This is a genomic window from Scandinavium sp. M-37 (assembly GCF_043558715.1).
GTDB classification, from domain to species: Bacteria; Pseudomonadota; Gammaproteobacteria; order Enterobacterales; family Enterobacteriaceae; genus Scandinavium; species Scandinavium vulneris_A.
In genome coordinates, this window is the sequence record NZ_JBIGIN010000003.1 from 42059 (window position 1) to 55160 (window position 13102).

12 protein-coding genes are annotated in these 13102 nt (G+C 55.3%); 7 read left to right on the forward strand and 5 right to left on the reverse strand.

Features of this window, described 5'->3' with window-relative positions; genetic code table 11:
• Nucleotides 1–47: 47 nt before the first annotated feature.
• From phnD to ACG0Z5_RS03455, 3 genes are all read right to left on the reverse strand, one after another.
• Nucleotides 48–986, reverse strand: coding sequence for a phosphonate ABC transporter substrate-binding protein (gene phnD, locus ACG0Z5_RS03445; RefSeq protein ID WP_319785849.1), 939 nt, complete (start codon nucleotides 984–986; stop codon nucleotides 48–50).
• Between the two features lie 30 nt (nucleotides 987–1016).
• The gene (phnC, locus tag ACG0Z5_RS03450; RefSeq protein ID WP_319785850.1) at nucleotides 1017–1859 is read right to left on the reverse strand and encodes a phosphonate ABC transporter ATP-binding protein; all 843 of its coding nucleotides are present in this window, start codon (nucleotides 1857–1859) and stop codon (nucleotides 1017–1019) included.
• Nucleotides 1860–1954: 95 nt separating this feature from the next.
• The gene (locus ACG0Z5_RS03455) at nucleotides 1955–3346 is read right to left on the reverse strand and encodes a glycoside-pentoside-hexuronide (GPH):cation symporter (RefSeq protein ID WP_319785969.1); all 1392 of its coding nucleotides are present in this window, start codon (nucleotides 3344–3346) and stop codon (nucleotides 1955–1957) included.
• Between the two features lie 283 nt (nucleotides 3347–3629).
• Here ACG0Z5_RS03455 and ACG0Z5_RS03460 point away from each other — a divergent pair, with 283 nt between their 5' ends.
• The 5 genes from ACG0Z5_RS03460 to ACG0Z5_RS03480 all read left to right on the forward strand — a co-directional run bounded on the left by ACG0Z5_RS03460 (nucleotide 3630) and on the right by ACG0Z5_RS03480 (nucleotide 10150).
• A complete protein-coding gene (locus ACG0Z5_RS03460) occupies nucleotides 3630–4307 on the forward strand; it encodes a nucleoside recognition domain-containing protein (protein WP_394445376.1) in 678 nt (225 codons plus the stop codon).
• On the forward strand, nucleotides 4288–4749 hold the full coding sequence (locus ACG0Z5_RS03465; protein WP_319627919.1) for a YjiG family protein: 462 nt from the start codon (nucleotides 4288–4290) through the stop codon (nucleotides 4747–4749). The genes ACG0Z5_RS03460 and ACG0Z5_RS03465 overlap by 20 nt, the downstream gene beginning before the upstream one ends.
• A gap of 8 nt (nucleotides 4750–4757) precedes the next feature.
• Complete coding sequence (gene iadA, locus ACG0Z5_RS03470) at nucleotides 4758–5921, forward strand: beta-aspartyl-peptidase (RefSeq protein ID WP_394445377.1); 1164 nt, start codon at nucleotides 4758–4760, stop codon at nucleotides 5919–5921.
• 179 nt (nucleotides 5922–6100) lie between these two features.
• Nucleotides 6101–7855 carry an alpha,alpha-trehalase TreA gene (gene treA, locus ACG0Z5_RS03475; RefSeq protein WP_394445378.1) on the forward strand — a complete coding sequence of 585 codons (1755 nt, stop codon included), beginning with the start codon at nucleotides 6101–6103 and terminating at the stop codon, nucleotides 7853–7855.
• Nucleotides 7856–8029: 174 nt separating this feature from the next.
• A complete protein-coding gene (locus ACG0Z5_RS03480) occupies nucleotides 8030–10150 on the forward strand; it encodes a TonB-dependent siderophore receptor (RefSeq protein WP_394445379.1) in 2121 nt (706 codons plus the stop codon).
• A gap of 94 nt (nucleotides 10151–10244) precedes the next feature.
• On the opposite strand, the gene ACG0Z5_RS03485 is transcribed toward ACG0Z5_RS03480, so the two are convergent.
• The gene (locus ACG0Z5_RS03485; RefSeq protein ID WP_394445380.1) at nucleotides 10245–10499 is read right to left on the reverse strand and encodes a GlsB/YeaQ/YmgE family stress response membrane protein; all 255 of its coding nucleotides are present in this window, start codon (nucleotides 10497–10499) and stop codon (nucleotides 10245–10247) included.
• 209 nt (nucleotides 10500–10708) lie between these two features.
• Between ACG0Z5_RS03485 and ACG0Z5_RS03490 the strand changes: the two genes are divergently transcribed.
• The gene (locus ACG0Z5_RS03490) at nucleotides 10709–11440 is read left to right on the forward strand and encodes a flagellar brake protein YcgR (RefSeq protein WP_394445381.1); all 732 of its coding nucleotides are present in this window, start codon (nucleotides 10709–10711) and stop codon (nucleotides 11438–11440) included.
• Here ACG0Z5_RS03490 and emtA read toward each other — a convergent pair whose 3' ends face one another.
• A complete protein-coding gene (gene emtA / locus ACG0Z5_RS03495) occupies nucleotides 11441–12061 on the reverse strand; it encodes a membrane-bound lytic murein transglycosylase EmtA (RefSeq protein ID WP_394445382.1) in 621 nt (206 codons plus the stop codon).
• A 92-nt stretch (nucleotides 12062–12153) separates the two neighbouring features.
• On the opposite strand from emtA, the gene ldcA reads away from it, so the two are divergent.
• Entirely contained in the window at nucleotides 12154–13065 is a 912-nt protein-coding gene (gene ldcA, locus ACG0Z5_RS03500; protein WP_394445383.1) for a muramoyltetrapeptide carboxypeptidase, read from the forward strand.
• Nucleotides 13066–13102: the final 37 nt, after the last annotated feature.

Here is a 13102-nt window from a genome sequence, read left to right on the forward strand (position 1 = left end):
GATGCACGCTCCCCCGCACACTTCGCGGGGGAGATGAAAGGGCCTGATTAACGGGCGTTAACCAGCTCGCGTTTCATGTCGATAATCTGCTGGAAATCCGCCACGCTAGCCGGACCAATATGCTGGGTGCCGCCCATCGCTTTGATAAAGCACGCGTGGTCTTCTTTATCCAGTTTCTTCACCGCATCGACCACTTTGGCTTTGAATTCCGGCGGCAGACTGTTGCTCACCAGGATTGGGCCGTTAGGGATCAACGGCGACTGCCAGATGATACGGATGTTTTTCATCAGGTCCGGATGGTCCATGCGGATCAGGCGGTTAAACGCCCCGGCGGAGTAACCATCGTTGTAGTCACCGACCATAGAAGCCCAGGTCACCGCGCCCGCGAACTGACCGTTCAGCACGCCGAGAATGTCCTGCTCGTGGCCGCCTGAGAAGGTGACGCTGGAGAAGAAGTTGTTGTATTTGTTATCGGTGGTGCCGCCGAATTTCTTCTTGAATGCCTGGTTTGGGATCAGGAAGCCGGAAGTGGAATCCGGGTCCGCCATACCGAAGGACTTGCCCTTCAGGTCATCAAGGGTTTTGTACGGGCTGTCGGCTTTGACGATTACCACCGAGTGGTAGCCGCGCGACTGATCTTTGTCGTCCACCGCGATACCAACGATATCCACCGCTTTCGGGTTGTTGATGTACACCGATGCATAGGATGACGGCGACATGCTCAGTACCACGTCCACTTTACCGCCAAGCAGGCCCTGGATGACGCCAGAGTAGTCTGAGGAATTACGCAGCTTGGTGTCGACGCTCAGTTCCTTGTCGAGAAAATCCTTCACGCACTGGTTATCGCCAATCTGCTGGGTGGCATTTTGTCCGCCCAGAATACCCAGATTCAGCTCTTTCGGTTGATCCGCCGCGGCTTGCCCTGCCACCAGCAGCCCTGCCATCATCGCGGAAAAACGTAATGCGCTCGTCATGTGCTTATTCATTATCATTGCCCGTGTTGTCTGTGTTGAGGATTAATGAAGCTGGCTGATTTCATCGCCATAGAGCTGTTGCAGAACATCCGGGCTGAGTAAGTCCGGATGGCCGTCAAACACGATTTGTCCCTGTGCTATCCCGATCGCGCGGGTGCAGTAAGATTTCACCAGTTCGATCGAGTGCAGGTTGACCATCACGCTAATGCCCTGCTCGCTCACTTCCCGCAGCACGTTCATGATGCGTTGGGTGTTCTTCGGGTCGAGCGAAGCTACCGGTTCGTCGGCCAGCAGTATCGAAGGGTTCTGAATCAGCGCCCGGCAAATTGCCACCCGCTGCATCTGTCCACCGGAGAGGTTTTCCGCTCGCTGAAGCGCGTGTGGCAGCATGTTCATCCATTCGAGCAGCGCAATGGCGCGAGCGCGGTCCTCGTCGGAGAATACTTTAAACAGGGATTTGAGCGTGGAGGTCTGGCTCAGACGGCCGAGTAAGACGTTGGTCAGCACATCGAGACGCGGCACCAGGCAGAAATCCTGGAAAATCATCCCGCATTCGCTGCGCCATTGATTCAGGGCGCGACCGCTGAGGCCAGAGACATCACGCGGCGTGCCCACTTCCGGGTAGCTCAGCAGCTCGCCGGAAGTGGCCGGATGGGTGCCGTTCAGCACGTGCAGCAGCGTGGATTTTCCCGCTCCCGAACGCCCGACGATCCCCACCATTTCGCCTGCATGAAGGTCAAAGTTAATGTCGTTCAGCACCGTCTGGTGGGCGTTGTACGACTTACAGAGGTGGTTCACGCTCAGCACTTTGCGCTGATGGGCGTGAATAATCTGCGGCTGGACCGGATAATCGTTCAGGGAAAAGAGTGCGCGAGCGTTGTTCATAAGAGTTCCACGTTGCTTGTTTTGCCGTGGTTATTAACAACGCTGCGCGTGACGCTTTAATGACAGAAAAACGATAAACAGATGAACATCGTGGCTTATGGGGTAACGGAAGAGGTTTCCGTTGTCTCCGCCGTTTCGGCAAACACGCCGCGATTGAGGTCGGCCACCACCTCGTTCATTCGGGCTTCCGTCAGGCTGTAGAACTTGATGGCAATGGCGGTCAGTAGATAGAACACCGACGGAATAACTGAGAACAGCAGCACGATACCGTACAGCGCTTCGGACGATTGCACCTTGCTGCTGGAAGCATAGCCATAATACGCCAGCACCCAGCCCAGGATAGCCCCGCCGACCGCCACCCCGAGTTTGATAACAAAGATATTGGCCGCCACGTTCATACCGGTAATACGGCGTTGGGTTTTCCATTCACCGTAGTTATTGGCATCGGTGATCATTGACCACTGAATAGCCGCGTTGCCGCCCTGTACCAGCTGGATCAGAATATGCGCGAACAGCGGGATCACCCAGTAATTCATTGGCAGCATAAAGCACACCACGCCCAGGGCGGCATTGAGCAGGTTTATCCAGAATGAGAGCTTCACTTTGCAGAAACGGGTGCCAAATGGTTTAGCCAGCACCGACCCAAACATCGAGGCAAACATGCCGCCGAGCATAAACCAGCTGATGATATCTGCCCCTTCGCTCAGGACACTATTAACGAAATAGACCACCGCCCCGCCGCGGATCACCACCGCCACCAGCATCGTGAAGTTATAAACCGATAATATCCGCCACTGATCGTTACGGAACAGAATTTTCATATCGCGGGCAATATTCAGATTTTCTTCTTTAATTGGCTGAACACGCTCTTTGGTGGTAAAGAAACAGACGATGAACATCAGGCAGCCAATCACGCCAAATATCGCCATCGCCACTTGAACGCCGGTCGCTCGGTCGGCGGGATAAAGAAAATCTGCCAGCGGCAAAATAAATGCAGTGCCTAATGCCCCGCCAATTGGGGTAATGGCAAAACGCCAGGATTGCAGAGAAAGACTTTCCTGCGGATCGGTGGTCAGTGCAGCGCCTAATGAGCAATAGGGAATATTAATTGCGGTATACATTAGTGTCATAAATATATAGGCCGCGACGGCATAGACTACTTTTCCACTGTCTGAGAAACTCGGTATGGAATAAACCAGCACGCAGCTCACTGCAAAAGGTACGCAGATGGCTAACAGCCACGGACGGAAACGCCCCCAACGGGTGGCGGTTGCATCAGCAATGGCCCCCATAATCGGGTCGGTAATCGCATCGAGTATACGAACCAGTAAAAACATGGTGCCCATCACCGCTGGCGGTAATCCATATATATCGGTGTAGTACCAGGCCAGAATGGCCACCGACGAATCAAAAACAATATGACTGGCGGCATCGCCGAGGCTGTAGCCGACTTTTTCTCTGACGGATAACTTTACTCCTGCCACGATAAAATCCCCTTCAGTATTAAAATGTGCAACCGGTTTCTTATGTGGCGTTATTTTTTGCACAGTCCGGGAAAAGCTTTCCATTATGATTTTTGACTAATTTCTTATGTTTTTTACTTTATGTGATCTGAAAGAGGTTCAGCCTGTCGAGGCGTGTCGTTTTTTACTGCCCTGACGTGGCGCAACGTTAATATCCACACTCTTTATCTTGTCTTTACGTTGAATTTCGTTTTAAGTTTCCCGGCAGGAATATTTTTCTCTACGCAATGACAACTGGAGGTCAAAGATGGGTCATACACCCCCTACACAGCAAAAAGTGACATGGGTTGGCTATTTAGCTTTTTTTATTACGATTATTTTCTTTTCAGGTTTGTTTGGCAAAAGTACTGAGTGGTGGCGCGTTTTTGATTTCACGGTGCTCAATGGGTCATTTGGTCAGGTGAATAACGCAGGCGATAGCGTGGTTTCCTTTCGCGGCACTGGCGGCACCGGGGCAAAAGACGGTTTTCTGTTTGCCCTCGAATTAGCCCCGTCGGTGATCCTCTCTTTAGGGATTATTTCCATCACCGAGGGATTAGGCGGGCTGCGCGCCGCCCAGCAGTTGATGACGCCGATACTGCGTCCGTTGCTTGGGATCCCCGGCATGTGCTCCCTGGCGCTGATTGCCAACTTACAAAACACCGATGCCGCCGCCGGAATGACCAAAGAACTGGCCGCCGAGGGGGTGATTAACGAACAGGAACGCGCCGTCTTCGCGACGTTCCAGACCAGCGGCAGCGCCTTGCTCACCAATTATTTCTCTTCCGGCGCCGCGCTATTTGCGTTTATTACCGTGCCGGTGATCCTCCCGCTGGCGGTGGTGCTGGTGTTTAAATTTGTCGGCGCCAATATGTTACGGCTGTGGATCGCCCATATCGAGAATCGCGCAGTAAGAGGAGCAGGGAATGACAACGCAAGCGCATAAAAACGTGATGGACTTGTTTATTGATGGCGCCAGGAGAGGGTTCACCATCGCCACCACCAGCCTGCTGCCAAATGTGGTGATGGCTTTCGTGATTATCCAGGCGTTGAAGGTCACCGGACTGTTGGAGATAGTCGGTAAGGTCTGCGAACCGATTATGGCGCTGTGGGGCTTACCTGGCGAAGCGGCAACGGTGCTACTGGCTGCGGTAATGAGCATGGGCGGCGGGGTCGGGGTTTGCGCCAGCCTGATCATGGCGGGCAGTTTAAATGGTCATGATGCCACCGTCCTGTTGCCCGCTATCTATCTGATGGGCAACCCGGTGCAGAACGTCGGCCGCTGCCTGGGAACAGCGGGTGTGCTGCCCAAATATTATCCGCACATTATCGCGGTCTGCGTCATCAATGCCCTGCTCTCGATTTGGGTTATGCAACTGATTGTCTGAGGTTAAAAATGGATTTTTCTGAGTACGGTTTGACCCTGTTCAAACAGGCGCAGCTCTATGTGCCAGAAAATTTAGGTCGCCAGGATCTGCTGGTCGCAGGCGGTAAAATCGTGGCGATAGCGCCCCACATCGAAGCCACCGTTATTCCGGGCTGTGAGGTCATTGACCTCAACGGTGCCATCCTGTGCCCGGGCTTTATTGACCAGCACGTGCACCTGATTGGCGGCGGGGGCGAAGCTGGCCCGCATACCCGCACCCCAGAGGTGCGTTTGTCGCGCCTGGTGGAAGCCGGGGTGACATCTGTGGTTGGATTATTGGGAACGGATGGTATTACCCGTCACCCGGAGTCACTGCTGGCGAAAACCCGGGCGCTGGAGGCGGAAGGCATTAGCGCCTGGATGCTGACCGGGGCCTATTCTCTCCCCTCTCCGACGATTACCGGATCGGTTGACCGGGACGTGGCGCTTATTGATAAGGTGATTGGCGTGAAGTGCGCCATTTCCGATCATCGCTCATCGGCCCCGGCCATTGAGCAACTGGCGCAGATGGCGGCCCAGGCGCGGGTGGGTGGCTTGCTGGGGGCAAAAGCCGGTATAAGCGTGTTCCATATGGGTAACAGCCCGCGCGAACTGGAGCCATTGCGGGAAATCCTGCGCCATGCTGATGTACCGATTGGCAAACTGCTCCCGACCCATGTCAATCGTGCTGAGCCGTTGTTTATCGCGGCGTTGCAGTTTGCCCGTGATGGCGGGTTTATCGACATTACCAGTAGCATTGAGGCACCGATCGATCCCGCAACGGCGATTATGCGTGCGCTGCAGGCGGACGTCCCGCTGGCCCAGATAACGCTCAGTTCAGACGGGAACGGCAGTCAGCCGAAATTTGACGACCGGGGGAATCTGACCGGGATAGGCGTCGCTGGTTTTGAGTCATTACTGGAAACACTGCGAAAGCTGGTGGTGCAGCATAAATTGCCGCTGGAGCAGGCGCTCAGCCCGCTGACCCGCAACGTGGCGACCTTCCTTGACCTGCCTCAGAAAGGGCGTCTGGCACCCGGTGGTGATGCAGACCTGCTGATGCTCGACGATCAGATGCGGCTCCGCGCAGTATGGGCCAAAGGAAAACAGATGGTCCGCGACGGGAAAGCCTGCGTGCGGGGAACCTTCGAGTAATATCCGCCTGATATGATCGTTGCACGCAAGCCCGGTTATCGGGTTTGCGTTTTTTATTTGAAACGCAACGGTAATTTTTCTGGAAATGCGCGAAACGTTATCTGTAACACGCGCGGGGAACGATATTCGGCTATGGTTGTTAACAGCGGAAACTGCGCAGCTAAAAAGGAGAATCAACAATGAATAAACCCGTTTTGCGCCGTCCTGACTCACTGTACTTTGCTCTGCAACTGGCCCTCGGCGGTGCCCTACTTTCGTTAAGCGTGGCCTCAGCCCAGGCTGACGATGTCCAGACCGCCACGCCGCAATCGCCGGATATTTTGTTTGGCCCGCTGTTCAATGACGTGCAGAGCGCGAAGCTGTTCCCGGACCAGAAAACCTTTGCCGATGCGGTGCCTAACGGGGATCCGTTGATGATCCTCGCCGATTACCGGATGCAGCGAAATCAGAGCAGTTTTGACCTGCGCCATTTTGTGGAGGTGAACTTCACCCTGCCGCAGGAAAAAGACAAATACGTGCCGCCGAAAGGCCAGAGCCTGCGGGCCCATATTGACGGCCTGTGGCCGGTACTGACCCGCACCACCGACAGCGCCGCAAAATGGGATTCCCTGCTGCCGCTGCCCAAGCCGTATGTCGTGCCCGGCGGACGCTTCCGTGAGGTCTATTACTGGGACAGTTATTTCACCATGCTCGGCCTGGCGGAAAGCGGTCACTGGGACAAAATCGAGGATATGGTTGCCAACTTTGCCTATGAAATTGACACCTGGGGCCATATTCCAAACGGTAACCGCAGCTACTATCTGAGCCGCTCGCAGCCGCCGTTTTTCTCGCTGATGGTTGAACTGCTGGCTACTCACGACCGCGATGCGCTGAAAACCTATCTGCCGCAGATGGAAAAAGAGCACGCCTACTGGATGGACGGTCAGGATTCACTGCAAAACGGTAAGGCCGACAAACGGGTGGTGAAACTTAACGACGGCGCGGTGCTCAACCGCTACTGGGATGACAAAGACACCCCGCGCCCGGAATCATGGCTTGATGATGTGAATACGGCCAAGAGCAATCCGAACCGCCCGGCGACCGAAATTTACCGCGACCTGCGCTCTGCCGCCGCGTCCGGTTGGGACTTCAGTTCGCGCTGGATGGACGACCCGCAAAAACTCAGCACCATCCGCACCACCAGCATTGTGCCGGTCGACCTTAATGCCCTGATGTTCAAAATGGAAAAAATCATCGCCAGCGCCAGCAAAGCTGCCGGAGATGATGCCAAAGCGGCGCGTTATGACGCAATGGCCAACGACCGCCAGAAGGCCATCGAACATCACCTGTGGAATGACAAAGAGGGTTGGTACGCCGATTACGATTTGAAAACCCAGAAGGTGCGTAATCAGCTGACTGCCGCCGCGTTGTTCCCGCTGTATGTGAATGCGGCCTCCAGCGATCGCGCGGCGAAAATGGCGTCGGTTACTGAATCCCGCCTGCTGAAACCGGGCGGCATCACCACCACCACCGTGAACAGCGGTCAGCAATGGGATGCGCCGAACGGCTGGGCCCCGCTGCAATGGGTCGCCGCCGAAGGGCTGCAGAACTACGGCAAGGATAAGATTGCGATGGAGGTCAGCTGGCGTTTCCTGACCAACGTGCAACACACCTACGACAGCCAGCAAAAACTGGTCGAGAAATATGACATCACCTCAACCGGCACCGGCGGTGGTGGCGGGGAATATCCGTTACAGGACGGCTTCGGCTGGAGTAACGGCGTGACCCTGAAAATGCTGGATTTGATCTGCCCGAAAGCGCAGCCGTGCGATGACGTGCCTAAAAACCGTCCTGCCCCGGCGGCCAGCCCCGCCCCATCAGACAAGAAAGCCCCTGAGGCGGACAAAACGCCTGCGCCTGCAACGGCGCCTCTCGCTCCGGCTGAAAAAGCCTAATCCCCACCCGCAGCCTGCTACCAAAAATGGTAGCAGGTGTGCTCAGTCCTTCACTTGACCTCGCAAACGCAAACAATAATAATTCGCATTCTTTTTTAACGAAAAATGACATTTTCGCACCTTTTGACACGGTGGCGCACAGGAGTGCCAGGCCGCGTTTTTCAGGATTATGCAATGAATAACACTTTGCTTCTTAAACGCTCGTCGGTCTTTTGCGCCCTGGCGCTAGCGTTCCCCTGCTCGACTTTCGCAGAAGAAACGGTGGTCGTCACGGCCCAGCCGGTTGAATCCGCTACCGCTCCGACCAAAGGCTACACCGCTAAAACATCCACCGGTTCGACCAAAACCGATCAACCCCTCATCACCACCGCCCAGTCGGTATCGGTAGTGACCCGTGAGCAGATGGAAGATCAGGGTGTGACTAACGTCAGCCAGGCGCTGAGCTACACCCCGGGGGTGTATAGCACCTTTGGCGGCTCGGCCACCCGCTTCGACGCCATTTCCCTGCGCGGCTATCACGGCGGCGACGTGGATAACATTTTCCTCGACGGGATGCGTCTGATGAGCGATGGCGGCAGCCATAACGTCATTCAGATTGATCCGTGGTTCCTCGACCGCATCGACGTTATCAAAGGTCCTTCTTCCGCGCTATACGGCCAGAGCGTGCCGGGTGGGCTGGTAAACCTGACCTCCAAGCGCCCGCAGTTTAGTTCCGAAGGCCACGGGCAGGTGTTTGGCGGCACGCAGGGCACCAAAGGCGCGGCATTCGATTATACCGATGCCATTAACGACCAGTGGGCATACCGGGTGATTGGCATTACCCGCAATACCGATACGCAGGTGGATAACACCCGCGAAGAACGGTACGCCATCTCCCCGTCGCTGCTGTGGCAACCCGATTCTGACACCAGCCTGCTGCTGCGGGCCTATCTGCAAAAAGATCCGTCCGGCGGCTACCACGGCTCGCTGCCGTTAGATGGCACCCGCTATGAACACAACGGCCGCAAGCTGAGCAATCACACGAACGAAGGCGATCCGGGCGATGGTTATCAGCGCCGTGAGCAGATCTACAGCTACGAATTTAATCACCAGTTCGACGATGTCTGGTCGGTCTCTTCCAGCGGGAGCTATACCCACTCGGATGTCAATCTGGATCAGGTTTATCAGGTGGGCTGGATAGGCGACAGCGATATGCTGGCACGGGGGTACAGCGGTTCTGAAGGCTCGCTCGACGGTTGGTCAACCGATAACCGTATTAAGGCCGATTTCAACACCGGCGACGTATCGCACACCGTGGTGCTGGGCGGAGAATATCATCGCTTCCGCAATGACCTGTGGACCGGTGCGGGCAGCGCCAATCCGCTCAATCCGTTTACCGGGTATACCGCACAGACCGGGCATACCGTGACCTACAGCGATTATAACAATCGTCGCTATTATCAGACCGGCATCTATCTGCAGGATGAGATAGTGTGGAACCGCTGGCATGCGGACCTCTCCACCCGTTACGACCGCATTGTTTCCCAGCAGGTGAGCGATACCTTTGGCACCTCGTCGCGCCGTTCCGATGACCATATCAGCAGCCGCGCCTCGCTGCTGTATGCCTTTGAGAATGGCCTGTCACCGTACATGAGCTACAGCCAGGCGATCACCCCTGCGATGCTGTCCGGTCCGGATGGTACGCTGCTGAAACCGACCACCGCCGAGCAGTTCGAAGCGGGTCTGAAGTTTCAGCCGCCGGGTACTGCCGACATGTACAGCATTGCGATGTATGACCTGACGCAGAAAGACGTCGCCACCCGTGACCCGAATATCGCCACCGCGACCTTCCTGCCCGCCGGGAAAGTGCATTCGCAAGGGGTGGAACTGGAAGCGCGCAACCAGCTCACGCCACGCCTGAGCACCATCGCGGGCTACACCTGGAACCGTCTGCGCTTTGCCGATACCAAAGATGGCACTGACGATAATACGCCACAGCTGACGCCGGACCAGATGGCTTCCCTGTGGGCGCACTATAAGTTTGATTACGGGATCAGCGCGGGCGCGGGTGTGCGTTATATCGGCAAGCAGTGGGCTGACGACGCCAATACCGAACGTCTGCCGTCAACCACTCTGTTTGATGCGATGATTCGCGCCGATCTCGGGGCCTGGACATCTGCCCTTAAAGGCGCGTATTTACAGGTGAATGCGAATAACCTGACTGACAGAGAGTATATTTCCGGCTGTTACGGCACCAATAACTGCTATTGGGGTGCGGAGCGTTCGGTGATTGCCACCGTCGGATATGATTTCTGAGAATAAATGAGAAAATTGCCCGGTGGCGCTACGCTTGCCGGGCCTACCGTGTAATCCGTAGGCCCGGAAAGCCTGTGCCGCCGGGCAAATGTACTTAAGCGTTGCGACGCAGCAATCGGAACACCAGCAGCACCACAATGGCACCTACAACCGCCACCAGGAAACTGTGCAGGTTGAAGCCCGACACATCACCAATACCGAACATGGTTGCCAGCCAGCCACCGACCACGGCACCGACAATCCCCAGAATACAGGTAAGAATAAAGCCGCCGCCATCACGTCCTGGCATCAGCAGTTTGGCAATAACACCCGCAATCAGTCCGAATATAATCCAGGTCAGAATACCCATTTTAACCACCCTCCTAATAAACAAAATAACCACAATAAAAACAGGATTATTGTAATCTCTGCTTATCTTAAGTATAGGGAATCCTTCCGAAAAGGTTGGTCAACGATGGAAAAAATTATTCGATCAAAATTTTTCACCCGTTTGTATTAAGTTCTGTTGGGCGCTGCCGATAGTTGATCGAATCTCTGTCAATTAAGGAGCGACCGGGCGTGAGTCATTACAATGAGCAATTCCTGAAACAAAATCCGCTGGCAGTGTTAAACGTTCTTCGCGATCTGCACCGCGATCGTATCCCGTTGCGTGTTTCCTGGGGAACATCGCAATTTATTAGCCGTATTCTCGACATCTCTCCTCAGGCGTTGATCATCGACTATGGTAGCCAGGAGTATGAAAACCGCGCGGTTCAGCGTGCTGAAAATATCACGCTCTCCGCCGAAACCCAGGGAGCCAAAATAGAATTCACCGTGCCGAAGGTGAACCCTGGTCAGTTCCTCGATTTGCCCGCCTTCACCATGCCTATCCCTCCGTCGCTGTGGTTTATTCAGCGCCGTGAGTTTTTCCGCATCTCCGCCCCACTGCACCCGATCTATTACTGCCGGGCAAAACTGGCTGATAAAAGTGAAATTCGTTTTCGTCTGTGCGACCTGTCGCTCGGCGGAATGGGTGCGCTGATGGAGTCCGCGCCGCCGGCTATTCTGAAAGCTGGGGTGATGATCCCGCAGTTGGAACTCGATATGGGGGAATGGGGAAAATTTCACTTCGACGCGCAGTTGATTTCGCTCAGCGAGCGCAAGGTGGTGGACAGCAAAAATGAGACGATTAGTACCCCGCGCCTGAGCTTTCGTTTTCTCAACGTCAACCCGGCAATGGAGCGCACGCTCCAGCGGATTATTTTCTCGCTGGAGCGTGAGGCGCGTGAGCGCGCAAATAAAGTGCGTTAGTTAATCGATAGCGTCCATCGCCTTCTGCACTTTCCAGATATAGCGCGGAGCCTGTGGCGATGGGTGGTTTTTGACGATGTGGTCGAAGAACTCATCTTTATCCATATCGTTAATCTCCGCTATCGCCTTTTTGCGATCGGAGGAGAAGGTACGCAGCAGCGCGCCCGCGCCGTTGACGTAAGAGGTGACCAACGCATACTGCATCACTTCCGGATCTTTAATCCCCGCCAGCACGCCGTGCTCAAGGATGCTGAAATAGGCGGTGCCCATCGAGATGTTACGTTCCGGGTTTTTCAGCTCGCTGACTGAGGGATCGCCCTTCCAGCCCATGTAGCGATACACTTCCCGCCCGGCGGTGGACGGTTTAAGCTGCATCAGGCCCACCGCCCCCGATTTACTGACCACGTTAGGATTCCCGCCCGATTCCACCGCGATAATGGCGGTGATGAATTTAGGATCAAGCCCCCACGCTGCCCCGGCCTTCTGGCTGATTGGCATCCATTGCATCGCACGCTGCACCGGCACCGTCGGGTTATAAGGTGGGTTACGGTAATCGTATTTCGGTTTTGAACTGCATCCGGCAAGCAAGACAACTAAAACAACAAACCATCTCAATTTCACGCTTCTTTCCTTTTCACTGAAGTGTGCGGCGCTAATGACAACGCGATGTTCAGGCGGCATGATAACCGTTTCATTCTCAGCAAGGAATTGCCATGAATCTGTTTCATCTGATTGCGCCATCGGGCTATTGCATTAACCAACAGGCCGCCATCCGCGGGATTGAGCGCCTGACTGCGGCCGGACACCAGGTTAACAATCAGTCGATTCTCACGCGTCGCCAGCAGCGTTTTGCCGGTAATGAAGCCGAGCGTGCAGGCGATATCAACGCGTTGGCGCAGCTCGCGGGCAGTAATACCGTTGTGATGCCGGTCCGCGGTGGCTACGGTGCCAGTCGTTTGCTCGACATGATTGACTGGCAGGCGTTAGCCACCCGCCAGCGTCATGACCCGCTACTCATTTGCGGCCATAGCGATTTCACCGCCATTCAGATGGCGCTGCTGTGCAAAGGGGTGATCACTTTCAGTGGCCCGATGCTGGCGGGCAATTTCGGCGCTGATAGCCTGAACGAATTTACCCTCGAGCACTTCTGGCGCGCGCTGCGTCACCCTGCGTTTACCGTCGAGTGGCAAGGCAATGGCCCCGCCTGCGACGTGAAAGGCACGCTGTGGGGCGGTAATCTGGCCATGCTGACATCCCTTGTCGGCACGCCGTGGCTGCCGGCAATCGACAACGGCATTCTGGTGCTGGAAGACATCAACGAACACCCGTTCCGGGTGGAGCGTATGCTGCTGCAACTGTTCCATGCCGGGATTCTTGGACGTCAGCAGGCGATCGTGCTCGGCAGCTTTAGCGGTGCGGAGCCGAATGATTACGACGCGGGTTACGATTTACCGGAGATGATGGCTTATCTCCAGTCGCGATTACGTATTCCGGTCATCAGCGGGCTCGACTTCGGCCATGAACAACGCACGGTTACGCTACCGCTTGGCGCACAGGCGCGTCTGGTTCACGGTGAAAAAGCCACGACCCTGTCGATTTCTGGTCATCCAACCCTCGTCGAATAAAAAATCCATTCATAGCTCTGATAATTCCATCGTTTCA